Here is a 26,412-nt window from a genome sequence, read left to right on the forward strand (position 1 = left end):
CTTTATGCGCGGGGCCGGCCCGGGGCTATGCGCCGGGGGCGTCCTGGAGGAGCCCGACGAGGTTGCCGTCCGGGTCCTTGACCGAGGCGATCAGCCTGCCGCCGCCCACGTCCTGGACGTCCTGCAGCGTCTCGGCCCCGGCCTCCAGAAGCCCGGCGAGGGTGGCCCGGATGTCGTCGACGTGCCAGAACGGAACCGGTCCGGTCATTCCCTTGGCGTGACCGTTGGGGTCGAGCCCCACGTCCTGGCCGGCGTCCTTGAACCCGACGTAGTACGCGGTGTCCGCGTACGGTTCCGTCCCGAGCAGTCCGCTGAACAGGGCCTTCGCCCGTGCGAGGTCCTTGACGGGGTAGACGATGGTCTTCAGGCCGGCGGTCATGGCGACTCCCTCATGATGCGTCTCGTTGCGGTTCCGCCGACGGACCGCGCCGGCCCCTCAACGCTAGGACGGGGGACCGCCCGACGGCTTCTCGAATCCTGACCACCTCGGTCCTCCTCGCGGCGATCGGTCCGCTCTGGTGCTCCGTCCGCGGCGTCCGCTCCGGCGCTCCGGGCCGCACCGCGCGGACCGTCTCGGTGCGGTGACGCGCCGAGTGACCGCGCCGCCTAGGTCCGGCTCTGTTGGAGAAGGGCCGGTGGGGGTACGGAGGCGGACATGACGCACTCTGCGAAGTCCGCCCGCCCCATGGCCCTCGTACCGCGCCACTGCGTGTCCCTCGGCGGCCGCGGCCCCGAGGACGTGGTGGCCGACCCGCACGGCGGGATCCTCACCGCCGTCGAGGACGGCCGCGTCCTGCGGGTCGAGGGACTCGCCGACCCCGCGCGCACCCGGGTGCAGGTGATCGCGCGGACCGGAGGCCGGCCCCTCGGGCTCGAACTCCTCCCGGACGGTGACCTGCTGGTCTGCGACGCCCGCCGGGGGCTGCTCGGCGTCCGTGTCCGCGACGGCGCCGTGCGCGTCCTCGCGGACACCGTGGCCGGCACGCCCCTGCGCTTCTGCAGCAACGTGATCGCGCTCTCGGACGGCACCGTCTACTTCACCGTCTCCAGCTGCCGGTACCCGCTCGACCGGTGGATCGGGGATCTTGCCGAACACACGGCCACGGGCATGCTGCTGCGTCTGGCGCCAGGCGCCACGGAACCCGAGGTGGTCCTGGAGGGCCTGCAGTTCGCCAACGGTCTCGCGCCGGCCGCCGACGAGTCCTTTCTCGTCGTCGCGGAGACCGGGGCCCGGCGTCTGACCCGGGTCCGGCTCACGGGACCGGCCGCGGGCCGTGCCGACACCCTCGCCGAGGATCTGCCGGGACAGCCGGACAACCTCTGGCGCGAGCCCGGCGGCCCGATCTGGGTGGCCCTGGCCGGTCCCCGCGTACCCGCCCTGGAACTCCTGCACCGCCGCGGTCCCGCCCTGCGACACGCGGCGGCCCGTGTCGCGGTGCGCGCGCCGTTCCGGCCGCCGGGCACCTCCGGGGTCCTCGCGGTGGACGACGACGGCCGCGTCGTCCACCGTCTGGAGCGCCGCCACGCACGGTTCCGCATGGTCACCAGCGTGTGCGTCGCGGACGGCCGCCTGGTCCTGGGAAGCATCTGGGAGCGGGGGATCGCGGTCTGCGACCTGCCGCCGGAAGCCGGCCGCCCGTGACCGGTCCGGGTGTGCGGGGCCACCGTCACCGGCGGTACGCTGTTCACCGGCCGCGATCTTGCGTCGCGGCGCGGCGGTGGGGCCCGCCGTACCCGAACCGCGGCTCGGCGGCCGCCAACGGTCCCTACTTGCGATGACGTGTGCCCCCCGGGGCCCGGCGAGTAGGAGAAGCGCGCCCATGGCAGTCCCGCACCCCGAGCGGATCGGCACCCCCGACGCTCCCGTAGGCCCGCCCGCCCGCCGCGCGTCCTCCTGGGACGGCCAGGGGTCGGTGGTGGCCATGGTGGCGCTCGGCGGAGCCCTCGGCGCCACCGCCCGGTACGGGGCGGCCCTGCTGTGGCCGGTGGAGACCGGCGGCTTCCCCTGGACCACGTTCTGGGTGAACGTCGTCGGCTGCGCCGTGATCGGCGTCTTCATGGTCGTCATCACCGACGTGTGGGCGGCCCACCGCCTGGTACGGCCCTTCTTCGGCACCGGGGTGCTCGGCGGGTTCACCACGTTCTCGACCTACGCCGTCGACATCCAGAGACTTCTCGACGGGGGACACCCCGCGACCGGGTTCGCCTACCTCGCGGCGACCTTGTTCGCGGCCCTCACGGCGGTATGGCTCGCGGTCACGGTGACCCGCCGCGCGCTGGCATGGAGGCGACGATGACCCGGCTGACCGGCAGCGCCCTACGCGTGACGATCTTCATCGGCGAGAACGACGTCTGGCACCACAGGCCGCTCTACACGGAGATCGTGCACCGCGCCCGCGCGGCGGGCCTGGCCGGCGCCAGCGTCTTCCGCGGGATCGAGGGGTTCGGCGCCTCCTCGCTGATCCACACCTCACGGCTGCTGTCACTGAGCGAGGACCTGCCGGTGGCGATCGTCCTCGTGGACACCGAGGAACGCGTCCGCGCCTTCCTGCCCCAGCTCGACGAACTCGTCGGCGAGGGGCTGGTGATCCTCGACGACTGCGAGGTCGTCCGGTACGCGGGCCGCGACGCCGATTCCGACAAAACGGGCAGGGAAGGTAAGAAAAAGTTGTGAACTGGCTGCTGGTGATCGTGGGCGGGATGCTCGGCGCGCCCCTGCGCTATCTGACCGACCGCGCGGTGCAGACCCGGCACGACACCGTCTTCCCCTGGGGAACCTTCGCGGTCAACGTCGTCGGCTGTCTGATCCTCGGGCTGCTGACCGGTGCGGCGGCCGCGGGCGCCGCGAGCCCGCACCTCCAGCTGTTCGTCGGTACGGGCCTGTGCGGGGCACTGACGACGTACTCCACATTCTCGTACGAGACACTACGGCTGACCGAGACCGGAGCGGGGTTCTACGCGGCGGCGAACGTGATCGTGAGCGTGGCGGCCGGACTCGGCGCGGCATTCGCGGGGGTTTCGTTCGCGCAAGCCGTGTGGGCCTAGACCTTGCGTGTGACCCGGGCATAGTAAGACTGTCTACAGCACTGTCGACCAACTCCTCAGAACTGGATTCCATGAGCGTCATCAACGTCGGTCAGGCCGTCGTCCTCGGAGTCGTCGAGGGAGTGACCGAATTCCTCCCCGTCTCCTCCACCGGCCATCTCAAGATCACCGAGGGGCTGATGAACATCCCCGTCGACGACAACGCCGTCGTCGGGTTCTCCGCGGTCATCCAGGTCGGCGCCATCGCCGCCGTGCTCGTGTACTTCTTCAAGGACATCGTGCGGATCGTCTCCGCCTGGGGGCGCGGACTGCGCGACAAGGAGGAGCGCCACAACCACGACTACAAGTTCGCCTGGTGGGTGATCTACGCGACCATCCCGATCGTGATCGTCGGCCTGGCCGCGAAGCCGCTCATCGAGGGGCCGCTCGCCTCGCTGTGGGTGGTCGCGGCCTCGCTGATCGTCGGCAGTGGTGTGATGTGGGCGGCCGACCAGATGGGCCGGCACAAGCGCGGCGAGGACGACACCTCGTTCAAGGACGCGATGCTGGTGGGCAGTTCGCAGATCCTGGCGCTGCTCTTCCCGGGCTTCTCGCGCTCCGGCGCCACGATGTCGACCGCGCTCATCCTCGACCTGGACCGGGTGGCCGCGACCCGGCTCTCCTTCTTCCTCGGCATCCCGGCGCTGACCGGCGCCGGGATCTACGAGCTGAAGGACGCCCTGGGCACCGGGGTCGGTGCCGCGCCGCTGGCCGTCGGCACGATCGTGTCGTTCGTGGTCGCCTACGGCTCGATCGCCTGGCTGCTGAAGTTCGTCGCCAAGCACTCCTTCAACGCCTTCGTGATCTACCGCGTCGTGATCGGGGTGGCGCTGCTCGGACTGCTCGCGACGGGCACCCTCAACAGCTGACCACCGCGGGGCGTGAGGTCGCGCCGTCATCTCCGTGACCTCACGCCCCGGAAGGCGCCGCCCCGGAAGGCGCCGCCACTTGACAGGGCGCCACCGAACCCGGCCCGGGGAAAGCCCGTTGCCCGCCGCTCTGTCGGCGGCCACGCCGGGCCGGAGCCGGTCGCTGGCCGCGGCCCCCTGGGCGGCCCGTCCGAAGGAGCATCCGGACCGGCCGGGCGGCACAATGGTGATCATGTCCGCGTCGCTGTCGTCCCCGACGTTCCTGCCGGTCCTGGAACGCATCGCCACCGAGATCGAACAGACACCCGGCCGCGGTCGGCCCGCCGACTACATCCCGGCGCTGGCCGCCTGCGACCCCCGGCGCTTCGGCATGGCCGTGGCGGAGCTCGACGGCACGGTGTACGGGGTCGGGGACTGGCGGCAGCCCTTCTCCACCCAGTCCGTCACCAAGGTCTTCACCCTCGCCCTCGACCTGGCCCGCGAGGGCGACGAACTGTGGGAGCACGTGGGCCGCGAACCCTCGGGCAACCCCTTCAACTCGCTGGTGCAGCTGGAATACGAGAACGGCATCCCGCGCAACCCCTTCATCAACGCCGGTGCCCTCGTCGTCACCGACCGGCTGCAGACCCGGACCGGTGACGCGGCGGGCGCCCTGCTCGGGTTCCTGCGCGCCGAGAGCGGCAACGCCGCCCTCACCTTCGACAAGGACGTGGCCGCCTCGGAGGCCCGGCACGGCGACCGCAACGCGGCCCTCGGCCACTTCATGGCGTCGTACGGCAACATCGACAACCCGGTGCCCGTCCTTCTCGACCAGTACTTCCGGCAGTGCTCGATCGAGGCGTCCTGCGCCGACCTCGCGCTCGCCACCGGCTTCCTGGCCCGGCACGGCATCCGGGCGGACGGCTCCCGGCTGCTCACCCGCAGCCAGGCCAAACAGGTCAACGCGGTGATGCTCACCTGCGGCACCTACGACGCGGCCGGCGAGTTCGCCTACCGGGTCGGGCTGCCCGGCAAGAGCGGCGTCGGCGGCGGCATCATCGCGGTGGTCCCGGGCCGCTGCACCCTGTGCGTGTGGGGACCGGGCCTGGACGAGCGGGGGAACTCGGTCGCCGGAGTGGCGGCCCTGGACCGCTTCACCACACTGACCGGACTGTCGGTGTTCTGAGTTCCGGCGGCGCGGCCCGCGAGGAACGGCACCCCCGCCCGCTCCGCGAAGCGACGGGGAATCCCGCGACAAGCCGGCACCCACCCGCACGCCACGCGGAGGTAACTCGACCGCCCCCGCCCGGAGGGCATCACGTCGCTTTCCGGCCACCCACCCTTGACACGCTTTCCAAGTGTTGGCCAAGGCTTACCCCGTCGATCTCCGCCGCTGCCAGGCTCTGGGCCTGGTCGGCACCGCCTTCCTCGCCCTGGGCGGTGAGACGGCCGGCGCCCTGCCCGCGCGCGACCTCCTCGCCCCCGGATCCAGCCGTGCGGTACTCGGGCTGGTCGGGGTGTATTTCGGCGTCGTCCTGCTGATCGCCGCGTGGGCACTGCTCGGCACGGTCGTACGCGGCCCCGAACCGCCCACCCCGCGCGCCCTGCTGCTGGTGCTCGCCGCGTGGGCGGCCCCGCTGCTGCTCGCCCCGCCGCTGTTCAGCAGGGACGTCTACAGCTATCTCGCCCAGGGCGCCATGGTCGACGCGCACATCGACGTCTACGCGCACGGGCCCGCACAACTCGGCGGCCCGCTCGCCGACGAGGTGGCACCGGTGTGGCAGCAGACCACCACGCCGTACGGTCCGGTGTTCCTCGCCGTCGCCTCCGCGCTGTCCGGCCTGACCCGCGGCGAGATACCGGCCGGACTGCTCGGCATGCGCCTGGTCGCCCTGCTCGGTGTCGCTCTGATGGCGGCGGCGCTGCCCCGGCTGGCCCGGCACAGCGGTGCCGATCCGGCCGCGGCGCTGTGGCTCGGCGCGCTCAACCCGCTCGTCCTGCTGCACCTGGTGGCCGGCGCGCACAACGACGCCATCATGCTCGGGCTGCTCGGGGTCGGCCTGGTCGCCGCACGCGGCCGGTGGCACGTCGTGGGCGTCGTCCTCATCACCCTCGCCGCCCTGGTCAAGGCACCCGCCGTGCTCGGCCTGCTGGCGGTCGTGGCACTGCGCGGGCGGCGCGGCGCGGTGCGGACCGTCCTGATCACCGCGGGCGTCGCCCTCGCCACCACCGTCGCGGCCACCGCGGCCGCCGGGACCGGATACGGCTGGATAGCCGCCCTGAAGACCCCGGTCTCCCCGCACAACTGGTCGCTCACCAGCCTGCTCGGCCGGGGCACCGCCGCCGTGCTGGGGGACCTCGGCAGCGGCCTCGCACCACTCGCCATGCCCGCCTGGCACGCGACCGGTCTGGCCGTGACCGTGCTCGTTGTTCTGTTCATCTGGCTGCGCCTGCGGCCGGGCCCCATCTACGCGCTGGGGCTCAGCCTGGGCGCGGTCGCCGTGTTCGGCCCCGCGATCCGCCCCTGGTACGCCCTGTGGGGCCTGTTCCTCATCGCCGCGGCGGCACCGAGCGGTACGGTGCGCCACCGTGTCGCGGCCGCCAGCGGAGTGCTCGCGCTCGCCGTGCTGCCGAGCGGAGCGCCCGCCGACGTCAGCCAGGTGGTCCTGGCCGTCTCCGGCGGAGCGCTCGCCCTCGTCGTCCTCTGGCAGGCCCGTCAGGCGGCTGTGACCGGCCCGCGGCCCCCGATGCTGGGAGGGACCGCGTGAGGGCGCCGGAGACCGGCGGCCGGCGACTGCTCGTCGTCTGCGTACTCGCCACCGCCGTGGCCGTGTTCACCGCCACCGTGCCGCTGCTGCGCGACTGGTTCGACCTGCGCGTGTACTACGGCACCGTCGACGCCTGGACCCATCGGGACGGCGGCATCTACGACTACCTGCTGCCGGGGACGACGTACGGTTTCACCTATCCGCCGTTCGCGGCCCTCACCATGCTGCCGATGGCACTGGTGGGAGAGCGCACGGCGATCGCGCTCGCGCTGCTCCTCAACCTCGTGGCGCTGGCCGCCGTGGTGTGGATCCTCGTCGGGCCGGCGCTGCGCCGCCACGGCTGGTTCGGCTTCGCCCTCGCCGGCTGTGCGCTCGCCCTGTTCGAGCCCGTCCGCGACACCTTCAGCTTCGGACAGGTGAACCTGCTGCTGCTGGCCCTCGTGCTCAGCGACGCGTGGCTGCTGTCCACCGGCCGGGGCCGCCGGGCGGGCGTCGGCATCGGACTGGCCGCGGCCGTCAAGCTCACCCCCGCGATCTTCATCGGTCTGCTGCTGCTCGCGCGGCGCTGGCGGGCGGCCGGGGTCGCGACGGCCGTCACCGCGGGCGCCACCGCCCTGGCGGCGTGGGTGGCGCCGGGCCCGTCGCGTGTGTACTGGACCGAGGCGCTGTGGGACACCGGCCGCATCGGACGTCTCGACTACGTCTCCAACCAGTCGCTCCAGGGCATCCTGGCCCGGCTCGCGGCACCGGGCGAACCGAGCCGGGCGGCCTGGGCGACGGCGGTCCTGCTGGCCCTGAGCGTCTGGGCGTGGCGGACCTCGCGGGCTGTCTCGGACGAGGACTGGACGGGCGCGTTCGCCCTCACCGGGCTCGCCGCCTGCCTGGTCAGTCCGATCACCTGGGTGCACCACCTGGTCTGGCTGCTGCCGTCCTTCGCCGTGCTGCTGCACCGGCACCGTACGCGGGTCGCGGCCGTGCTGTACGCGGTCCTGTGCAGCAGCGTGGTGTGGCTGTGGTTCGACGACGCCTCCGGCCTCGACGGATTCCTGGGCAGCAACGCCTACACGTGGATCACGCTGGGCCTGCTGCTGTGGCTGCCGGTGGGTCAGCCGCGGCCGGCCCGCCCGTTCTTGAGGCGCAGGGCGAAGGCCACTCCGCCCGCGCCGAGCCCGGCCGCGCCCATGATCCCGGCCGTCTCCGGCCAGCCGACGTCGGCGCCGTCGTTCTCCGGGAGCGTGGGAGGCGCGGGCACGGCCGGCCTCGACAGCGCGGGGGTCCGAGCCTCGAGGATCGACCCGACGGGATCGACGTGCCCGGCGGACGCGAAGCCCCAGTCGAGCAGCGCCCGCGCCTCTTCGTACACCGTCAGCCCGCCGCCCGCCTGAGGGTTCATCACCGTGACCACGAGGGTGCGGCCGCCCTGTCGCGCGGCCGCGACGAGCGTGTTGCCCGCCTTGGTGGTGTAGCCGTTCTTGACCCCGAGCAGGCCCGGGTACGGCTCCACCCCGTCGGCTCCGGTCAGCAGCCGGTTGGTGTTCTCGATCCGGTACGGGAAGTCGGCGCCCGGGAAGGTGGCCTGGGCGGTGGAGCAGTACCGCGCGAACTCCGGGTTGAGCAGTCCGGCCCGCCCGAAGACGGCGAGGTCGTACGCCGACGAGACCTGACCGGGGGTGTCGTAGCCGTCGGGCGAGACGACGTCGGTGTCGCGGGCGCCCAGCTCGCGGGCCTTGGCCTGCATCTGGTCGGCGGTCTTCTGCCAGCCGCCGTTCATCGCGGCCAGCACGTGCACGGCGTCGCTGCCGGAGTTGAGGAAGACACCGCGCCACAGGTCGGCGACCCGGTAGGTGCGCCCCGCGGCGACGCCCACCAGGCTGCTGCCTTCCCCGATGCCCTGCAGCTCGGCCCCCTTGACGGTGTGCCGGACCGTGCCGGGCAGCGCCGGGAGCACGGTCAGCGCGAACAGGGTCTTGAGGGTGCTGGCGGGCGCGAGTCGGCGGTGCGCGTTGTGCGCCGCGAGCACGTCACCGGTCCGGGCGTCGGCCACCAGCCACGAGAGCGCGGAGACGTCGGGGACCGTGGGCGCCCCCGCCCGTGGCAGTACCCGGGTTCCGGGTTCCTGGAGTGACGGCGGTCCGGAGGGTTTGGGGCTCGACAGACCCGGGGCGGGACTCTTGCCGGAGCCCGAGTGGGCCAGGGCCGGGCGCGGGGCGAGGGCCAGTGCGCCGACCACGCAGACGACGGAGCAGGTGACGGCGGCGCGAGAGACAGCAGCCCAGGGTGCGAATCCGATAGTCATACCGAAAACGTAGGAACGGAGTCGCTCTGCGCGGGGATGCCGGGCCCGAGCGAGCGGATCGAGCACCCGGATGCCGCACGCGGACGCGTCCGGGAGGGGGTCAGGCCGTGGGAAGGGTGGGCTGGACCTGGCGCAGGAAGGCCGCGTTGTCCGGGGTGGCGCGCATCCGCTCCAGGAGGGTCTCCAGGGCGGCCTGGCTGTCCCGGGTCTGCAGGGCGCGTCGCAGCCCGCGCGCGGCCGACAACTCGTTCGGGGCCAGCAGGAGTTCCTCGCGGCGGGTGCCGGACGGGGTGATGTCGACGGCCGGGAAGATCCGCCGGGAGGCGGTCAGGCGGTCGAGGCGCAGCTCCATGTTGCCGGTGCCCTTGAGCTCCTCGAAGAAGAAGTCGTCGGCGCGGGAGCCGGTCTCGACCAGGGCGGTGGCCAGGATGGTGAGCGAGCCGCCCTCCTCGGCGAGGCGCGCGGCGCCGAAGAGCTTCTTGGGGCCGTGCAGCGCGGCCGCGTCGACGCCGCCGCTGAGGGTGCGGCCACCGGCGGCGGCCGCGTTGTTGTGGGCCCGGCACAGCCGGGTGAGGGAGTCCATCAGGATGACGACGTCCTCGCCCTGTTCGACGAGCCGCTTGGCACGTTCGACGACGAGTTCCGCGAGCGCGATGTGCTGCTTCGGCGCTTGGTCGAAGGTCGAGGCGTAGACCTCGCCCCGGACGGAGCGCCGCATGTCGGTCACCTCTTCGGGCCGCTCGTCGAGCAGGACCACCATCAGACGGCATTCGGGGTGGTTGCCCGCGACGGCGGCGGCGATCTGCTGGAGCAGTACCGTCTTGCCGGTCTTGGGCGGGGCGACGATCAGTCCGCGCTGGCCCTTCCCGACGGGCGAGACGAGGTCCATGACGCGCCCGGCCATACCGCTCGCCGGGTGTTCCAGGCGGAGGCGTTCGCGGGGGTGCAGCGGGGTGAGGTCGCGGAAGTGCGGGCGGCGCCGCAGTTCCTGTGGTGCCCGGCCGTTGACCCGTTCGACCTCGGTGAGGGCACGGGGGCCGCCGCGTACGCCTTCGACGGTGTCCCCGGTGCGCAGGGCGTGACGGCGGATCAGCGCGGCGGGCACCTGGACGTCGGCCGACGCGGGCAGGCAGGTGCCGGTGCCGCGCAAGTGTCCCTGGCCGTTGGGGGCGATGTCGAGGACACCGGCGGCGCGGGCGGGGAGATGCTGCCGGACGGGAGGGTGTTCGAGTGTGGTGGTCATGAGAGGGGGTCCTTTCGAGGACGGGTTCACGAGGTCATGAGGAACGGAGGGGAGGTGCCGGGGGGAGGCGGTGTGCTCACGCCTCCGTACGGCGGGGGACCACCTGAGGAGCCACGCCTGGGCGTGCTCGGAAGGTGGTACGAGGAAGCTGACGGCCGGTCGGACACGACGGGCGGGTCAGCGAGAAGAAGGAGGATCGGCACCGGCGCCCGGGACGGGGCGTACACAAGTGCTGTACGCACTGTACCACCTGACGGCCAGGTGTCACTGTGAGGTGTGCCTCAGTGCGCTAGGGCGTACATCGGTCCGCGGCGCGGTGTCCGGCGAGCAGGCCGTAGAGCAGCGGGACGCGTGGCTCGCTCTCCGGCAGCCGCCACCAGCCGGACGGTGTACGGGTCATCTGCGGCCAGCGCGGCCAGGGCAACTCGTCGCTCTCCCGCAGGCGCCGGATGCCGAACCCCGCTCCGATCAGCGCGTTGACGACGTCGCCCAGCCCGTGCGTCCACTCGTAGCTGTCGGTCGAACCCCGCACGGCGGGTCCGTCCGTGTACGTGTAGGTGGCGTCCCGGTGCACGGCCTCGCGGCCGCCCAGGTAGTCGTGGCGCAGCAGCAGTCGGCCGTCGTCGCCCGGCGCAGGTTTGGGACCGAGCGAGTTGAGCAGGGGGTGAAACTCGGCGATGTACAACCGCCCCTCCGGGCGCAGCAGGTGGGAGATCACCGCCGCCCAGCGGTCCAGGTCGGGCAGGTAGCACAGGGCGCCCTTGCCGGTGTAGATCACGTCGAACCGTCGCCCCTCCAGGGCCTCGACGGCGTCGTACACGTTGGCCCGTACGTAGGTGACGTCCGCGCCCGCCCGTGCGGCGATGCCGGCCGCGGCCGTCACGGAGGCCTCGGAGATGTCGAGCCCCACGGCGCGTGCGCCCCGCTCGGCCAGGGCGATCGTCTCGGTGCCCAGGTGGCACTGGAGATGGAGCACATCGCGGCCGGACAGCTCGCCGAGGTCCTCCCACTCGAAGGCCGCGAACCAGCGGGCCGGGTCGAGCTTCTCGTGCAGCCCGTAGAAGCGGCTGGCGAGGTGAACGGGGGTCCGCGCGTCCCAGTTGGCCTGGTTGGCCCGCATCATCCGCGTGTGCTCGTCGGCCATGGGCTCGTCGGTCATGACTCCATCCAACCGTGTGCGCAGGGCGGACGGTGGGAGGAACGCCCGCGTCGCCGGAACCGGCCGTGCGCGAAGGGCGAGTCCCGCGCCGGATACCCTCCGCCCGGCGGGAGCCGCCCGGACCCCGGGCGAGCTCGGCTCGACGGCCGGAAGAAGTAACCCAACCGGCCCTCAGACGCCCCTCGTTGACCGTACGATCTGCGCGGAACCGCACGTCGTACGACATCCGTCCCGCCCGTCGTGGTCAGGAGAACCGGTGGACACCTCGCCCCGCACGCCGCACCGCATGGACCCGGCCGGCGGCTGCCCGCACGCCGACAACGCGCGGCTCCTGGAGCGCGGCGCCGTCGCGGCGGTCGTGCTGCCCGGCGAGGTGGACGGCATGGCGGTGCTCGGCCACGCGGCCTTGAGGGACTTCCTCGCGCACCCCGAAGTCGCCAAGGGAGCCGCGCACTTCACCGCGCTGCGGGAGGGCCGGATCGCGCCGGGCTGGCCGCTCGCGACCTTCGCCACCGTGCGGGGGATGACGACCGCGGACGGCGACGACCACCGGCGGCTGCGGTCACTGGTGAGCAAGGCGTTCACCGCACGCCGGGTGGAGGAACTGCGGCCCCGGATCGAGGAGTTGACGGCCGAACTGCTGGACGACCTGGCCCGCGCTGCCGGTCGGGACGGCGGTGTGGCCGATCTGCGGCGGCACTTCGCGATGCCGCTGCCGATGGGGGTCATCGGTGAACTGCTCGGGGTCGACGCCGAGCACCGCGAACGGCTGCACCGGCTGTCGAACCAGGTGGTCGCCACGGACATCGGTCCCGAGAAGGCGCTCGCGGCCAACCGCGAACTGGTGGCCGTGCTGACGGCCGTGGCCGCCGCCCGGGGCGAACGGCCGGGCGACGACCTCACCAGCGCGCTGATCGCGGCCCGCGACGAGGACGGCGACCGGCTCAGCCAGGAGGAACTCATCGGCACCCTGGTGCTGATGATCATCGCCGGGCACGAGACCACGCTCAACCTCCTCACCAACGCCGTACGGGCGCTGTGCGGCCACCGGGATCAGCTGCGGATGGTCGTCGAGGGCGAGGTGAGCTGGGCGGACGTGGTCGAGGAGACACTGCGCTGGGACGCGCCCGTCAGCTATTTCCCCTTCCGCTACCCGGTCCGGGACCTCACGGTCGACGGCACCTTGATCCCCCGGGGCACCCCGGTGCTCGCCGGGTACTCGGCGGCGGGACGGGACCCGGCGGTGCACGGTCCGGACGCCGCCCGTTTCGACGTCACCCGGCCGGGCCGGCCCGACGCCGTCCGTCATCTCTCCCTCGGGCACGGCGCCCACTACTGCCTGGGCGCCCCGCTCGCGCGCATGGAGGCGACGATCGCGCTGGAGCGGCTGTTCGCCCGCTTCCCCGATCTCGAACCCGCCCTGCCCGAGGCCGGGCTCGTCCGCCACTCCAGCTTCGTCGGCAACAGCGTGCGGGCGCTTCCGGTGCGGCTCGGAGCCCCTCGGAGCTGACCGGGCGCCCCTCCCGCCGCGGATCGGGCGCCTCCCGCGGGACGTGTGCCGCCCGCCGTCCGTAAAAGATGTGCGAGGCGTGTCGATTCGGCGCGCCGCCGTTCGTCGGTGGGGTGTAGGAAGCTCTTGAGCACCGGGAGGAACCATGAAGTACATGCTGCTGGTCTGCGGTGACGACACCGCCGACGCCTCCGGCATGGCCCCCGTCGAACCCTGGGTCGAGGAGCTGAGCGCCGAACGGGGCGTACGGCTGCACGGCCACCGCCTGCGTCTGCCCGCCGACGCGGTCACCGTACGGGTGCGCGACGGCGAGGTGCTGCGCACCGACGGACCGTTCGCGGAGACGAAGGAGTACGTCGCCGGGTACGACATCCTGGAGTGCGCCACCCTGGAGGAGGCCGTCGAGGCGGCCGCGAAGCACCCCGTCGCGTCCGTCGGCGCCATGGAGGTCCGCGCGTTCTGGGAGGACGAGGACGCCGAGGGGAAGATCCGCCGGCTCGACGCGGAAGTGACCGCCGCCGTCCGCGACCACGACATCGACCGGGCGATGGCCTGCTACGCGCCGGACGTCGAGGTCTTCCATGCCGTCAGCGGTGCGGAACAGAGCGGGGTCGGAGCCCTGCGCAAGGTGGTGGAGCTCTGGTTCTCCGCGGTGACCGGACCGGTCGAGCGCGAGGTGCTCGACCTCCGGATCCGGGTCGACGAGAGCATCGCGTTCGGCCACGCGCTCGTACGGACGCGCGCCGCGCTCGCCGACGGCGGGGAACTGGACACCACGGAGCGGGTGACCACCGGCTACCGGCTGGCCGGCGACCGCTGGCAGATCGTCCACCAGCACGTGTCGGTCCAGGGCGACGCAACCGCCGTCACACGGAACGAGGAGGGCCGGTCATGAAGTACGTCCTGTTCATCTGCACCCCTGTCGGCGGTGCGGAGCTGAGCCCCGAGGAGATCGCCGACGACCCGCGCTTCACCTCCTACATCGAGGAGGTGCGCAGCCGCGACCTGGTCAAGGGCGGTGCGCGGCTGCGCCCGTCCACCGACGCCACGACCGTCCGTGTCCAGGGCGACGAGGTCCTGCTCAGCGACGGGCCGTTCATGGAGTCGAAGGAGTACGTCGCGGGCATCGACATCATCGAAGTGGCCGACCTCGACGAGGCCATCGCGCTCGCGTCCCGGCACCCGGCGGCGCTGGCCGGCGGATCGGTGGAGGTGCGGCCGGTCTGGGAGTGAACGGGAATCCGGGAGCGGGGGACGTCGAGGGCGCGGTCGCCTCGGCCTTCCGCGAGGAATGGGGCCAGGTCGTCGCCACCCTGATCCGGGTGACCGGCGACTGGGACCTCGCCGAGGAGTGCGCGCAGGACGCCTTCGCCCAGGCCCTGGACCGGTGGCGGCGCGACGGGGTCCCGCGCCGCCCCGGAGCCTGGCTGACCACGACCGCGCGCCATCGCGCCCTGGACGTGCTGCGCCGGGAGGCGGTGGGCGCGGAGAAACTGCGGGAGGTGGCGGTGCTGGCGCGGCACGAGGGACCGTACGATCCGGAACACGAAGACGACGGCGGCGTGGTGGACGACCGGCTGCGGCTGATCTTCACCTGCTGTCATCCCGCGCTGGCCATCGAGGCCCGGGTGGCGCTCACCCTCCGGACGCTGGCCGGGCTGACCACGCCGGAGATCGCCCGCGCCTTCCTCGTCCCCGAGGCGACGATGGCACAGCGGCTGGTGCGGGCCAAGCGGAAGATCCGCAACGCCGGGATCCCGTACCGCGTGCCGCCCGCGCATCTGCTGCCCGAGCGCACCACCGGCGTCCTGGGCGTGGTCTACCTGCTCTTCAACGAGGGGTACGCCGCCACGTCCGGAGCGGATCTGGTGCGCGCGGGCCTGTGCGCGGAGGCGGTCCGTCTCGCCCGTGTGCTGGCCCTGCTCATGCCCGACGAACCCGAAGTGCTCGGCCTGCTGGCCCTGTTGCTGCTGCACGACTCCCGCCGGGCCACCCGGGTGGACGCGGCAGGTGAACTGGTGACGCTGGAGGACCAGGACCGTACGGCGTGGGACCGGGCCGCGATCGACGAGGGCGCCGCCCTGCTGGAGACCGCCCTGCGCCGTGGGCGCCCGGGGCCGTACCAGATCCAGGCCGCCATCGCCGCCTGCCACACCACCGCCGTGACGGCCGCGGAGACGGACTGGGCCGACATCGCCGCGCTGTACGGGGAGCTGGCGCGTCTCGTGCCCTCCGCGGTGGTGCGGCTCAACCGCGCGGTGGCGGTGGGCATGGCCGAGGACCCGGCGGCGGGGCTGGCGCTGGTGGCGGAACTGGAGCGGACGGGCGAGCTGGAGGGTTACCACCTGCTGGCCGCCACCCGGGCGGACCTGCTGCGCAGGACGGGGCGTACGGCGGAGGCGGCCGAGGCGTACGCCAAGGCGCTGGAACTGGTCGAGAACGCGGCCGAGCGGCGTTTTCTGGAGAGGCGCCTCGCGGAGTGCCGATCCGGGTAGCGCGGGTTCGACGGCGCTCCGCCCCGACCGGGTCCCCTCGCGACCGGGGCCCGGCCGGGGCGCCTACGGCTCACCCGTCGAGTTCGAAGATCCCGTACGCGAAACCGTCGGCGGTGACGGAGGAGCCGTTCAGGCGGACACCGGCGCTCTCCAGCGGCCGGGCGCCGCGGACGCCGTCGACCGTGCAACCGACCCTGTTCCGGGCGGGATTGAGGACGACGAGATAGCGGCCGCCGCGCACGTGGACGAACGGGTATCCGGCGTGCAGCACCTCCACGGAGCCGTCCGGGCCGAGTTCCGGCGCGGCGGAGCGCAGGGCGATGAGGCGGCGTACGAGGTGCAGGAGCGATTTCTCGTCGGTGCGCTGCGCGGCGACGGTGGGTCGGGTCGGTGACGGGTCGAGGGGGAGGTAGAGGCGGTCCGCCGGAGCGGTGGAGAAGCCGGCGTTGGGGCCGTCGTCCCACTGCATCGGGGTGCGCGAACCCGCGCGGTTGTAGCGCGGGCCGAGCACGCTGCCCTCCTTGTCGGGCAGATCGGGGACGTAGCGCATACCGATCTCGTCGCCGTAGTAGATCGCCGGGAGTGTCGGCCAGGTGAGCTGGAAGGCGAAGGCGACCGGCAGCTGTTCCGCCGTGCGGGGACCGCAGTTGAGGCGGGAGAAGTCGTGGTTGGCGGTGGGCAGGGAGATGAAGCCGCTCGCGCCGAGCGTGCCGGAGGCCCGGCGCCAGGCCTCGACGAAGGGCTCGGGCGAGCCCAGGCCGCTCGGGTCGAAGAAGCAGTCGAGCGGGTCCCAGGCATCGTTGACCGTCCCCGTGCCGTTGCTCCACAGCGACCGCAGCGCGAGCCCGTCGGTGTCGCCGCCGAACTGCAGGAAGAAGTCGGCGTGGAAGCCCGCGGGAACGGACACCTCCGGCTCGCCCCACTCCGAGAGCAGCACCGCGTCCGGATGCGCGTCGTCCAGCCAGTGGCGCAACTCGCCCCAGACCGCTGCCGTCTCACGTCTCCCGGGGTCGTCCTTGACGAGCGACGCGGCCATGTCGACGCGGAAGCCGGACAGGCCGAGGCCCAGCCAGTGGTCCATGATCGTGCGCAGGGCCGCCCGGTTGGCGCGCGGGCCCTCGGCGTCCACCGGGCCACGCCATGGCTCCGCGGGATTCCCGCGCGCGTAGCCGAAGTTGAGGGCGGGCTGGAAGGCGAAGAAGTTGGGCAGATACGCGCCCGGCCGTGTGCCGGGGGAGGGGACGAAGCCGTCCGGGCGGCCCTCGGGCGCCCAGATGTAGCGGTCGTCGGCAGGGTCGTCGGCGGCGGCCGTGAACCACGGGTGCTCGTCGGAGGTGTGCCCGGCGACCAGGTCCAGCAGGACCCGGATGCCGCGCCGGCCCGCCTGGTCCACCAGCTCGGCGAGGTCGTCGGCGGAGCCGTGGCGAGGGGCCACGGCCAGGTAGTCGGAGACGTCGTACCCGGCGTCGCGGAACGGCGACACGAAGCAGGGGTTGAGCCACACGGTGTTGACGCCCAGCCACGCGAGGTGGTCGAGGCGTTCGGTGATCCCGTGGAAGTCACCGATGCCGTCGCCGTTCGAGTCGGCGAAGGACTGCGGGTAGATCTGGTAGAAGACGGCGTCGGCCAGCCAGCCGGGGGCGGGACGGAACGAAGTCATGGAAGGGACCTTAGACCGGCGCACCGAGCACGCGCTGCCCCTGAGCTGCCTGCTGTTCGACCGTCGTTCCTCGCCCTCGCCCTCGCCCGCACGCCCTCGTCCTCCCGCCAACTCACCGGGTGCCGGAACGCGGTCCGCACCTGGACCAGCGGGCGCGACCCTGGTGCCGCCGGCCCGGAGGGATCGCCTCGTGGGGTTCTATGCGCGGCGGGCGGTGCCGAAGCGACGCTGGTAGGCCGCGGGGCTGATGGACAACTCCCGGGCGAAGACCCGCCGGAGACTCTCGTAACCGGGGAATCCGGCCAGAGCCGCCGCCCGCGTCGCGGTGTGGCCCTGGTCGAGCAGAGCCTTCGCGATGTCGAACCGGATCGACTCGACGTACCGGGCCGGTGTCGTGGACATCTCCTCCCGGAACAGCCGCGTCAGATGGCGCGAACTGAGGTTGAGGTGTCTGGCGAGTTCATCGAGGGAGTGGTTCCCGCCGGGATCACCCCTCACCAGGTCGACAACGCTGCGCAGGGCCGGGGAACGGGGCGGGGGGCCCTGAAGGGGCGCGGAGAACTGTGACTGGCCACCGGCTCGTTGCAGATAGACCACCAGGGCGCGGGCGACGTCCCGGCTCAGGTCGGGTCCGTGGTCCTCCTCGAGGAGCGCCAGCGCCAGATCGATGCCGGCGCTGACACCCGCCGAGGTGTACGTGGTGCCGTCGCGAACGTAGATGGAGTCGGGTTCTACGCGGGTCTTCGGACACCGGGCGGCGAGTTCCCCCGCGACCTTCCAGTGGGTGGTCGCACGCTTGCCGTCCAGGAGGCCCGCGGCACCGAGGACGAACGCTCCCGAGCAGACGGACGCCACCCGGGCGGAACGGACCGCCAGAGCCCCCGCGGCCTCGACCAGATCGCGTGTCACGGGCGTCCTCGGATAGATGTCCCCGCCTGGCACCACGAACGTGTCGGGGGCAGGCTCGGAGGTGGGGTCGCCGTCGACGGCGACCCGTATGCCGATCGACGAGGCGACGTCGGCACCGTTCGTCGACACCAGGGCGACGCGGTAGTCGGCACCCAGTCTATTTGCTTCCGCGAATACTTCGGCGGGGCCGGCGACATCCAGCAGTTTGACCCCGTCGTAGACGAGGATCACTACGCGGTGCGGGGCGAGGGGCACGGTCCCGTTCCTCCGGTGTCTGGATTCAAGTGGTTCATGGCCGTACCGATGCGGCGGCCCCGGTCAGGTGGTCGGCATCGTGGACAGCGGAAGAAGAACCGGTCACTCGTCACACACCGCATCGGAAAGCGTGGACATCATGAACGACAGCATCGCAGAGGTGGAAATTCCCGAGACCGCGGCAGTCGCGGAAGCCACCGATTTCCTCAGGGAGACGACGGGACCGCTCATCTTCCATCACTCTCGGCGTGTTTTCCTCTTCGGCAGCCTTCACGCTCAAAGGCTCGGCCTCCGGCCCGATCCGGAACTGCTCTACATCTCCGCCATGTTCCACGACACCGGCCTTGCGACCCCGTTCTCGGGCGAGGAGCAGCGCTTCGAACTCGACGGCGCCGACCACGCGCGCAAGTTCCTGCTCGACCGCGGGTTCCCCGCCGGTGCCGCCGAGGTCGTCTGGACGACGATCGCGCTCCACACGACGCCGGGGATTCCCGGCCGGATGGGCCCGGAGACGGCGGCCATGAACTACGGCGTTCTCACCGACGTGGTGGGCTGGGGGCTGGACGGACTGGACGGCGGCCAGGTGGAGGAGATCGTCGCCGCCCACCCGCGCGGAGAATTCAAGACGGAATTCCTGCAGGCATTCGTCGACGGGCTCAGGAACCGTCCCGACACCACATACGGGACGGTCAACTCGGACGTGCTGGAACACTTCGTACCGGGTTTCCGGCGCACGACCATGGTCGAGCGCATCATGGACGCGCCCTGGTCGAATTGAATTCGAAGAAGGTGAGCAGGCCGATGGTCTTCTCCGCCGCCGCGTCCTCAGTCACGCCGCGCTCAGCCTGCCCGGCCCGCACCGAAACGAGAGAGGAACGCTGATGAAAGCCATCGTCGTCCGAGACCGCGACGCGGCCACCAGTGGCCTGACCCTGACCGACCTGCCCCACCCCCACGCCGCCGAGAACGACGTCATCGTGCGGGTGCACGCCGCGGGATTCACCCGCGGAGAGCTCGACTGGCCCGCGACCTGGTCCGATCGCGCCGGCCGCGACCGCACTCCGAGCGTGCCCGGACACGAGGTCTCGGGCGTCGTGGCGGAGCTCGGATACGGAACCACCGGTCTCACCGTCGGCCAGCGGGTCTACGGACTGACCGACTGGACCCGCGACGGCTCGCTGGCCGAGTACGTCGCCGTCGAGGCCCGCAACCTCGCCCCGCTGCCCGCCGACGTCGACCACACGTCGGCGGCCGTGCTGCCGATCTCGGGACTGACCGCCTGGCAGGGGCTGTTCGACCACGGGCGCGTCACGACCGGCCAGAGCGTCCTGATCCACGGCGCCGCAGGCGGCGTCGGTTCGCTCGCGGTGCAGCTCGCACGCGAGGCGGGAGCCCGCGTGATCGGCACCGGCCGGTCCGCCGACCGGGAGACCGTCCTCGCGCTGGGCGCGCACGCGTTCCTGGACCTGGAGACCGACCGGCTGGAGGACGCCGACCAGGTCGACATGGTGTTCGACGTGATCGGCGGTGACATCCTCGACCGCTCGGCCGCACTCGTTCGCGGCGGCGGCACACTCGTCACGATCACCCAGCCTCCTTCCGTCCGGCCCGAGGACGGGCGGGCGATCTTCTTCGTCGTGGAACCCGACCGCGCGCGTCTCACGGACCTCGCCCAGCGGCTCCGCGACGGAAGACTCGACGTACGGATCGGCGAGGTGCGGCCACTGACCGAGGCAGCCGCCGTCTTCGCCCCCGGGAGGCGCGTCTCCGGCCGGAGCGTCATCCGGGTCACCGAGGACTGAGGACGGCCGAGGAACACACGCGAGCCTCGGCAGGGGTGCGGAAGCCGGAGGCGGTCAGTGGGTCAGCCCGTCGCCCGCGGCCGCCCCGGCACCCGTACGGTGAAACACGCGCCGCCCTCAGGGCCGTGCCCCTGTGCCGTCACCGAACCGCCCAGACGCTGGGCGAGCCGGTGCACGATGGCCAGGCCGAGGCCGGTTCCGACCGGCCGGAGGCCCTGGTAGCGGGCGTGCAGGGTGCCGCGTTCGAAGGCGACCGCGGCGTCCTCGGGTGTCAGCCCGGGACCGCCGTCGCGGACCTGGAGCCGGGCACCGTCGCCGTCCGGGGCGAGGGCCAGCACCAGGGGCGCGCCCGCCGGGGTCACCCGCAGCGCGTTCTCCGCGAGGCCGTCGATCATCTGGCGTACCCGTACGCCGTCCGTCTCCACGGTCAGGGCACGGCCGGGCCGCTCGACCCGGAAGACCACACCGTGCCGCGCGCAGCGATCCGCCCAGACCGTGCCGGCTTTCCCGACCAGCGCGTCCAGATCCACCGGCCGGGTCTCGACACGGAAGTCGTCGGTCTCCAGATGGGCGAGGTCGAGCAGGTCCTGCACGAAGCGTTCGAGCCGCCGGGTCTCGCTGAGCAGGGTCTCGCCCACCATGGGGAGCTCCTCGGGCCCGACCACACCGTCGGCGAGCGCCTCCGCGTAGCCCAGGGTCGCGGTGAGCGGGGTGCGCAGCTCGTGCGAGACGGAGAGCAGGAACTCCCGCTGCCGGTTCTCACTGTGCGCCAGCGCCTCGTCGAGGACGTTCAACGCACCGGTGAGGTCCGTCAGTTCGCGGGGTCCGCCCGGCGCGGCACGCAGCCCGCGCTCGCCCTCGGCCAGCCGCCGGGCCGTGGTCGCGGCCGCGGTGAGCGGCCGCGACAGACGCCGGGCCAGCAGCAGCCCGGCGAGGCCGCCGCCCACCAGACCGACCGCGAGCGGGAGCGGCAGCGCCCTGCGCATCCGGGCCACACTGTCGTGGACGACGACGTACGGCTGGGTCAGCACGACGGCACCGCCCCCGGGCGTGGGACGCCCCTCGACCAGGACGTGCGTGCCGTTCAGGGACGCCTCCGTGGACACCGCCTCGCCGTCGAGCAGCCTCGTCCGGGTCCGGTCGTCCACGGCCGCGGTCGCCGGTCCCACCGTGTCCCCGCCGGGGACGACGACCGCGACCTGCTGTCCGTTGGAGCCCGCGAGCCGCTGTTCACGGTCGAGCAGGAGCTCCGAGAGGGCGGGTGTCCGGCTCAGCACCTCCGCCTGGCGGCCCAGCTGGTCGCGCTGCTGGGCCTCCGCGCCGGTCCGGACGAGATACCAGGCGGTGACGCCCGTGAGCACCACGGCGACCATCGCGACCGCCGTCGTGACCAGGGTGATGCCGCGGGTGATCGGACCCGGCCGCCGCCACAGCCGGCCGCCGCCGTACCGGGGAACCCTCACCGCGCCGGATCCGCCGCGCTGTAGCCGACGCCCCGCACGGTCCGGATCGGGCTGGCGTCACCGAGCTTCGCGCGCAGTTGCGCGACATGGACATCCACGGTCCGGCTGCCCCGGTAGTCGGCCTGCCCCCACACCTGCGCGAGCAGCTGCTCGCGGGGGAAGACCCGGCCGGGGTGGCGCAGCAGATGGGCGAGCAGGTCGAACTCGGTGGCCGTCAGTTCCACGGGCCGCCCGTCGGCCTCGGCCGTGCGGCGCACGGGGTCGACCGCGACCCGGCCCACGCGCCGGGCCGCGGCCTCGGGTGGTCCGGCAGCGCGACGCAGCACCGTCTTGACCCGGGCGACCAGTTCCCGGGGCGAGAAGGGTTTGGTGACGTAGTCGTCCGCGCCGAGTTCCAGACCGAGCACGCGGTCGGCTTCGTCGTCGCGAGCCGTGACCAGCAGCACCGGCGTCCAGTCGCCGTCCTCGCGCAGCCTGCGGCACACCTCGATCCCGTCCAGCCCCGGCAGCGCGATGTCGAGGACGATCGCCACGGGACGCAGTCGGCGCGCCGCCGCCAGTCCCGCCCGGCCGTCCGTCTCGACGTGCACACCGAAGCCCTCGCGGGTCAGATAGAGCCTCTGGAGGTCGGCGATGTGCCGCTCGTCCTCGACGATCAGCACGAGGCCCTTGCTGTCCGGCATGCGGTGCTCCTCGTCCCCGCGCACCGGGATCCGTGGGAACCAGTGCGGGGGGATGCGTACGGGGCCGTACGCGGGGGCGTACGGGACTGGCGGTACGACCGTTGGGGCCGTACGGGATGGCGGTTCGACGGTGGGGCTGTGCAGGACTGGCGGTACGACTGTCGGGCCGTATGGGACTCGCCGTGCGAGGGGTCGTACGGGAATTCGATGCTAGCCCGGCGGCCCCGGTACGCGGGCCCGCGGCCGCGCGCCCTGACATTCCTCGAACATTCCGCTGATCCACCGCTCACCTGTGGCTTCCATGATCCCGTCATGACTGCCTCCGCACCTCCCGACACCGCACCTCCCGGCCCGCCCCGGGCCACGCCGTCCGGCGCGCTGCACCGCCTGGGCCGGTGGTGCGCCCGTCACGCCCGCCGGGTGATCGTCGCCTGGCTGCTCGTCCTGGTCGCCGCCTTCGCCGCCGACCGGGCCTGGGGCGGCACCTACGAGGACGAGTTCTCGCTGCCGGGCACGACCGCGCAGCGGGGCGCCGATCTGCTGGAGGAACACGGCAGCGATCTGAAGGGCGTCGGCGCGCAGATCGTCGTGACCGCGGACGACGGGCTCGCCGCCCACCGGACCTCCCTCGACGCCGCGATGGCGGGGCTCGGCCGGCTGCCCGAGGTGCTCACCGTCGCCGGTCCGCTGACCACGCCGGGCGCGGTCTCCGCGGACGGCACGCGCGGCTACGCCACGGTCCGCTTCGCCGACAACCCCGCGACCTTCGACCGTTCGTACCTGGACGGGGTCGACCGGGCCGTCGCCGGCCTGCGCGCCGATCACGTGAGCGTGGACTACGGCGGGCCCCTCGGCCAGCTGGCCCGGCCCAAGGCCGCCGACGGACTGTCGGAGGCGATCGGCCTGGTGACCGCCGTGGTCGTGCTGCTGTTCGGCTTCGGCAGTGTCGCGGCGGCGGGCCTGCCCCTGGTCACCGCGGTCGCCGGACTCGCGGGCGGGGTGGCCGTCCTCGGACTCGTGGCCGCGGCCGTCACCTTCGGCGCCACCGCGCCCACCCTCGCCACGATGATGGGACTGGGCGTCGGCCTCGACTACGCACTGTTCCTCACCACGCGCCACCGCGGACTGCTCGCGTCCGGGGCCGGCCCACAGGAGGCGGCCGGGCGCGCCCTCGCCACCAGCGGGCGGGCCGTCCTGGTCGCGGCGGCGACGGTCGCCATGGCGCTCGCCGGTCTGTACGCCTCGGGTGTCTCGTTCATCGGCAGCCTGGGGGCCGCCGCCGGGATCACCGTGCTGGTCGCCGCGCTCGCCTCGCTCACCCTCACACCGGCGCTGCTCGGTCTGACGGGCGCGCGCGTCGACCGCTGGAGCGTGCGCCGGCCGGTGGCCGAGTCCGAGGGCGACGACGACACCTGGCGCCGCTGGGCCGCGACCGTCGGGCGCAGGCCCTGGTTGTTCCTCGTCGCGGGCCTGCTGGTCCTCGGGGTTCTCGCGCTTCCCGTCGCCTCCATGCGGCTCGGTCACATCGACGCGGGCGCGAGCCCGACCGACTACACCGAGCGCCGGGCCTACGACGTGATCTCGGACGGCTTCGGCGCGGGCACCAACGGCCCGCTCACGGTGGTCGTCGCACTGGACGGCACCGGCGCGGACCGGGACGCGGTCACGGCCGGCGTGCGCGCCGCGCTCTTCGGCACCCCCGGCGTCGTCACCGTCACCGGACCGGTCGCCACTTCGGACGGCGGCCTGCTCACCGCCACGGTCGTGCCGCGCCGGGGACCGGAGGACGCGTCCACCACCGCCCTGGTGCACCGGCTGGAGGACCAGGTGCTGCCGCGGGCACTCGACGGGACCGGGGCGCAGGCATACGTCACCGGCACCACCGCCGTCCAGATCGCTTTCCGCGACACCCTGGTGGAGCGGCTGCCGTGGGTCGTGGGGGTGGTCGTCGCCGCGGCCTTCGTCCTGCTGCTCTGCGTCTTCCGCAGTCTCCTCGTGGCCCTCAAGGCCGCCGTGCTCAACCTGCTGTCGATCGGCGCGGCCTACGGTGTGGTGGTCGCCGTCTTCCAATGGGGCTGGGGCGGTGCCCTGTTCGGGGTGACCGAGCCCGTGCCCGTCGAGTCGTTCGTCCCGATGATGATGTTCGCCATCGTCTTCGGGCTCTCGATGGACTACGAGATCTTCCTGCTCTCGCGCATCCGTGAGGTATGGCTCGAGACCGGTGACAACGACGCGAGCGTGGCCGGCGGACTGGCCGCCACCGCGCGGGTCATCAGCTGCGCGGCGATCGTCATGACCAGCGTGTTCCTGGCCTTCCTGCTCTCCACCAACGTGGTGATCAAGATGATGGCGCTCGGGCTCGGTGTGAGCGTGGTCATCGACGCCACGATCGTTCGGCTGCTGCTCGTCCCGGCCACCATGTACCTGTTCGGCAGGGCCAATTGGTGGCTCCCGGGTCCGCTGGACCGGATCCTGCCGCGCCTGGACCCCGAGGGGACGGCTGTGGTCCGGCAGCGGGAATCCGCCGCGGTCCGTGGGACGGGGACGACCGCATGAGGCGCCGCACCCTGACCGCCCTGGCCTGCGTGGGCGTACTGGTCGCCCTTCCGGCGGGCGGTGAACTGGTCGCCCGCGCCGAGCTTCAGCACCGCATCCGTTCCGCGATGGCGTCCCGGGTACCGGACGGAGACCTCGAGATCGGGCTCTCGTCCCGGCCCGCGCTCCTCCAACTCGCCGACAGAAGACTGCCGTTCGTCGAGGTGGACGGAGCGCACGCGCGGATCGGCCGGATTCCCGACGCCTCGTTCCACGCCCGGCTGGAGGGCGTACGGCTGACCGGCGGCGGTGGCGATCGCGCCGAGGTCACTTCGGCGCGGGTGACGGTGCTGGTCCCGTCGAGTACCGTCGCCGGCCTGGCGGGGGACTCCGGCGGCCTGCCGGTCACCGGAGTGCGCACCGACCCCGACCGGGACACGCTGACGCTGCTGATCGGGCAGGGTGGCCTGGGAAGCGTGACCGTCCGGCCCGGGACCGTGGGCGGACGTGTCGGGATGACGGTGACCTCGGTCGAGATCATGGGCAGGCCCGCCCCCGACGCCATGGCGCGACGGATCCGCGACGCGGTCGCACAGCGGGCCGACCCCGAGGAGTATCCGCTGGGGCTGCGCGCCACCTCGGCGCGGGTCGAGGCGGACGGTATCCACGTCCGCCTGAAGACGGACGGGCCCGCCACGGCGAGCGCCGGCTGAGCGACCGCCCGGCAAGGCCGGCCCCGAACGGGGTGGCCGACCGGCACGCGACGCCGAGCCGGCCACCCCGTACGGCCCGTACGGCCCGGGGCGCTGCTGTCCGGCCGCCAGGGGCACCCGGCGCGTGACCCGTTGGCACCGGGCTGGGTCAGCCGGCCGCCGGCAGCGTGAACTCGTAGACGAGCGCGTCCTGTTGCGCCTCCACGACGAGGTCGGTGATCTCCAGGGGCCGGTCGTACTGGTCGTGCACGCGCCGGGTCACCAGTACGGACTGGGGGAGCCGGGTGATCGCGTCCCGGTGATGCAGGGTCAGCCCGGCCCGCCGCATCCAGTCGTAGGCCCGCCGCAGTTGCGCCGAGGCGGTGCCGTCCGCGCGGTCGCGGTAGCGGGCGAGTTCCTCCACCTCCGTCACCGCGACCGCGGAGAAGGAGGTGACGGCCGTACGCAGCCCGCTGCCGTCCGCCGCGGCCGACTCGTAGCGGTGCACGAGGGTCGGGCGGCGCGGCGCGAGCCCCAGGGCCAGGGCGTGCTCGGGCGAAGGCGCCTCCCAGGTCACCCGCGCGTGCCGGACGCCGCACGGTTCCCGGGTGTGCGCGCCGACCGGGAAGTCCAGCGACGGGATGTGCTCGGCGTGACTGCCGGGGAGTGTCGCGTGGCTGCCGCGCCGGTCGGTGGAGACCAGCCCGGCCAGCCGCAACTGCTGTAGCGCCTGGCGTACGGTCTCCCGGCTGACCCCGAACCTGGTCGCCAACTCCCTTTCACCCGGGAGGCGTTCGCCGGGCGGAACGGTGCCGTCGCGCAGTTCGCCGAGGAGCTGGGTGGCGATCCGCGAGTACCGGGTCTCCTGGCCGGAGGGGTGGATGTCCTGCGCGGGCGGGTCGGACGGACGGATGTCGGACGGGTGGCTGGTGCGGGCCATGTCCGCGCCTCCTGCGTGGTGACTAGGCGTAGCCGTGCGGGCTCATTGCGCGACCAGATCTAGCATTGGT

Annotated in this window: 24 protein-coding genes and 1 pseudogene; 16 read left to right on the forward strand and 9 right to left on the reverse strand. The window is 72.9% G+C overall.

Going from position 1 to position 26,412, the window contains the following annotated elements; all coding sequences use genetic code 11:
• Positions 1-25: 25 nt before the first annotated feature.
• Positions 26-379, reverse strand: coding sequence for a VOC family protein (locus ACFVTC_RS02995; RefSeq protein ID WP_390123283.1), 354 nt, complete (start codon positions 377-379; stop codon positions 26-28).
• Positions 380-655: 276 nt separating this feature from the next.
• On the opposite strand from ACFVTC_RS02995, the gene ACFVTC_RS03000 reads away from it, so the two are divergent.
• The 8 genes from ACFVTC_RS03000 (at position 656) to ACFVTC_RS03035 (ending at position 8,085) form a co-directional block, all read left to right on the forward strand.
• The gene (locus tag ACFVTC_RS03000; RefSeq protein ID WP_390123285.1) at positions 656-1,642 is read left to right on the forward strand and encodes an SMP-30/gluconolactonase/LRE family protein; all 987 of its coding nucleotides are present in this window, start codon (positions 656-658) and stop codon (positions 1,640-1,642) included.
• Positions 1,643-1,820: 178 nt separating this feature from the next.
• On the forward strand, positions 1,821-2,297 hold the full coding sequence (locus tag ACFVTC_RS03005) for a fluoride efflux transporter FluC (RefSeq protein ID WP_390123287.1): 477 nt from the start codon (positions 1,821-1,823) through the stop codon (positions 2,295-2,297).
• Entirely contained in the window at positions 2,294-2,674 is a 381-nt protein-coding gene (locus ACFVTC_RS03010) for a DUF190 domain-containing protein (protein WP_390123289.1), read from the forward strand. The genes ACFVTC_RS03005 and ACFVTC_RS03010 overlap by 4 nt, the downstream gene beginning before the upstream one ends.
• Positions 2,671-3,045 carry a fluoride efflux transporter CrcB gene (gene crcB / locus ACFVTC_RS03015; protein ID WP_390123291.1) on the forward strand — a complete coding sequence of 125 codons (375 nt, stop codon included), beginning with the start codon at positions 2,671-2,673 and terminating at the stop codon, positions 3,043-3,045. The genes ACFVTC_RS03010 and crcB overlap by 4 nt, the downstream gene beginning before the upstream one ends.
• A gap of 71 nt (positions 3,046-3,116) precedes the next feature.
• The gene (locus tag ACFVTC_RS03020) at positions 3,117-3,953 is read left to right on the forward strand and encodes an undecaprenyl-diphosphate phosphatase (protein WP_390123293.1); all 837 of its coding nucleotides are present in this window, start codon (positions 3,117-3,119) and stop codon (positions 3,951-3,953) included.
• A gap of 223 nt (positions 3,954-4,176) precedes the next feature.
• The gene (locus ACFVTC_RS03025) at positions 4,177-5,118 is read left to right on the forward strand and encodes a glutaminase (RefSeq protein ID WP_390123758.1); all 942 of its coding nucleotides are present in this window, start codon (positions 4,177-4,179) and stop codon (positions 5,116-5,118) included.
• A 172-nt stretch (positions 5,119-5,290) separates the two neighbouring features.
• Positions 5,291-6,700 carry a polyprenol phosphomannose-dependent alpha 1,6 mannosyltransferase MptB gene (gene mptB, locus ACFVTC_RS03030; protein WP_390123295.1) on the forward strand — a complete coding sequence of 470 codons (1,410 nt, stop codon included), beginning with the start codon at positions 5,291-5,293 and terminating at the stop codon, positions 6,698-6,700.
• Positions 6,697-8,085, forward strand: coding sequence for a glycosyltransferase 87 family protein (locus ACFVTC_RS03035; protein WP_390123297.1), 1,389 nt, complete (start codon positions 6,697-6,699; stop codon positions 8,083-8,085). Before mptB ends, ACFVTC_RS03035 begins: the two co-directional genes overlap by 4 nt.
• An 11-nt stretch (positions 8,086-8,096) precedes the next feature.
• Here ACFVTC_RS03035 and ACFVTC_RS03040 read toward each other — a convergent pair.
• The 3 genes and pseudogenes from ACFVTC_RS03040 to ACFVTC_RS03050 form a co-directional block, all read right to left on the reverse strand.
• Positions 8,097-8,996: pseudogene (locus ACFVTC_RS03040) on the reverse strand (D-alanyl-D-alanine carboxypeptidase family protein); the annotation flags it as partial.
• 100 nt (positions 8,997-9,096) lie between these two features.
• Positions 9,097-10,239: a transcription termination factor Rho gene (rho, locus tag ACFVTC_RS03045; RefSeq protein WP_390123299.1), complete on the reverse strand. Its 1,143-nt coding sequence runs from the start codon at positions 10,237-10,239 to the stop codon at positions 9,097-9,099.
• Between the two features lie 289 nt (positions 10,240-10,528).
• Positions 10,529-11,398, reverse strand: coding sequence for a class I SAM-dependent methyltransferase (locus ACFVTC_RS03050; protein WP_390123301.1), 870 nt, complete (start codon positions 11,396-11,398; stop codon positions 10,529-10,531).
• A 256-nt stretch (positions 11,399-11,654) separates the two neighbouring features.
• Here ACFVTC_RS03050 and ACFVTC_RS03055 point away from each other — a divergent pair, with 256 nt between their 5' ends.
• From ACFVTC_RS03055 to ACFVTC_RS03070, 4 genes are all read left to right on the forward strand, one after another.
• Positions 11,655-12,908, forward strand: coding sequence for a cytochrome P450 (locus ACFVTC_RS03055; RefSeq protein ID WP_390123303.1), 1,254 nt, complete (start codon positions 11,655-11,657; stop codon positions 12,906-12,908).
• Positions 12,909-13,053: 145 nt separating this feature from the next.
• On the forward strand, positions 13,054-13,803 hold the full coding sequence (locus tag ACFVTC_RS03060; protein ID WP_390123305.1) for a nuclear transport factor 2 family protein: 750 nt from the start codon (positions 13,054-13,056) through the stop codon (positions 13,801-13,803).
• A complete protein-coding gene (locus ACFVTC_RS03065) occupies positions 13,800-14,141 on the forward strand; it encodes a YciI family protein (protein ID WP_390123307.1) in 342 nt (113 codons plus the stop codon). Before ACFVTC_RS03060 ends, ACFVTC_RS03065 begins: the two co-directional genes overlap by 4 nt.
• Positions 14,138-15,403 (forward strand): RNA polymerase sigma factor, encoded by a 1,266-nt coding sequence (locus ACFVTC_RS03070; protein ID WP_390123309.1) that lies wholly within the window; start codon positions 14,138-14,140, stop codon positions 15,401-15,403. The genes ACFVTC_RS03065 and ACFVTC_RS03070 overlap by 4 nt, the downstream gene beginning before the upstream one ends.
• Positions 15,404-15,473: 70 nt before the next feature.
• Here ACFVTC_RS03070 and ACFVTC_RS03075 read toward each other — a convergent pair whose 3' ends face one another.
• Both ACFVTC_RS03075 and ACFVTC_RS03080 read right to left on the reverse strand, forming a co-directional pair.
• Entirely contained in the window at positions 15,474-17,063 is a 1,590-nt protein-coding gene (locus tag ACFVTC_RS03075) for an alpha-amylase family glycosyl hydrolase (RefSeq protein WP_390123310.1), read from the reverse strand.
• Positions 17,064-17,261: 198 nt separating this feature from the next.
• Positions 17,262-18,227: a GlxA family transcriptional regulator gene (locus tag ACFVTC_RS03080; RefSeq protein ID WP_390123312.1), complete on the reverse strand. Its 966-nt coding sequence runs from the start codon at positions 18,225-18,227 to the stop codon at positions 17,262-17,264.
• A gap of 139 nt (positions 18,228-18,366) precedes the next feature.
• On the opposite strand from ACFVTC_RS03080, the gene ACFVTC_RS03085 reads away from it, so the two are divergent.
• Together ACFVTC_RS03085 and ACFVTC_RS03090 are read left to right on the forward strand one after the other, a co-directional pair.
• Positions 18,367-19,005: an HD domain-containing protein gene (locus tag ACFVTC_RS03085; RefSeq protein ID WP_390123760.1), complete on the forward strand. Its 639-nt coding sequence runs from the start codon at positions 18,367-18,369 to the stop codon at positions 19,003-19,005.
• A 103-nt stretch (positions 19,006-19,108) separates the two neighbouring features.
• Positions 19,109-20,029 (forward strand): NADP-dependent oxidoreductase, encoded by a 921-nt coding sequence (locus ACFVTC_RS03090; protein WP_390123314.1) that lies wholly within the window; start codon positions 19,109-19,111, stop codon positions 20,027-20,029.
• Positions 20,030-20,091: 62 nt separating this feature from the next.
• Here the strand turns inward: ACFVTC_RS03090 and ACFVTC_RS03095 are convergent, their stop codons facing one another.
• On the reverse strand, positions 20,092-21,492 hold the full coding sequence (locus ACFVTC_RS03095) for a sensor histidine kinase (RefSeq protein ID WP_390123316.1): 1,401 nt from the start codon (positions 21,490-21,492) through the stop codon (positions 20,092-20,094).
• Positions 21,489-22,175: a response regulator transcription factor gene (locus tag ACFVTC_RS03100; RefSeq protein ID WP_390123318.1), complete on the reverse strand. Its 687-nt coding sequence runs from the start codon at positions 22,173-22,175 to the stop codon at positions 21,489-21,491. The genes ACFVTC_RS03095 and ACFVTC_RS03100 overlap by 4 nt, the downstream gene beginning before the upstream one ends.
• Before the next feature lie 312 nt (positions 22,176-22,487).
• Between ACFVTC_RS03100 and ACFVTC_RS03105 the strand changes: the two genes are divergently transcribed.
• Positions 22,488-24,731, forward strand: coding sequence for an MMPL family transporter (locus ACFVTC_RS03105; RefSeq protein ID WP_390123321.1), 2,244 nt, complete (start codon positions 22,488-22,490; stop codon positions 24,729-24,731).
• On the forward strand, positions 24,728-25,423 hold the full coding sequence (locus tag ACFVTC_RS03110; RefSeq protein ID WP_390123323.1) for a DUF2993 domain-containing protein: 696 nt from the start codon (positions 24,728-24,730) through the stop codon (positions 25,421-25,423). The genes ACFVTC_RS03105 and ACFVTC_RS03110 overlap by 4 nt, the downstream gene beginning before the upstream one ends.
• 148 nt (positions 25,424-25,571) lie before the next feature.
• Here ACFVTC_RS03110 and ACFVTC_RS03115 read toward each other — a convergent pair whose 3' ends face one another.
• Positions 25,572-26,342 carry a GntR family transcriptional regulator gene (locus tag ACFVTC_RS03115; protein ID WP_390123325.1) on the reverse strand — a complete coding sequence of 257 codons (771 nt, stop codon included), beginning with the start codon at positions 26,340-26,342 and terminating at the stop codon, positions 25,572-25,574.
• Positions 26,343-26,412: the final 70 nt, after the last annotated feature.

This window comes from Streptomyces sp. NPDC057950, from assembly GCF_042887295.1.
GTDB lineage: Bacteria > Actinomycetota > Actinomycetes > Streptomycetales > Streptomycetaceae > Streptomyces > Streptomyces kaempferi.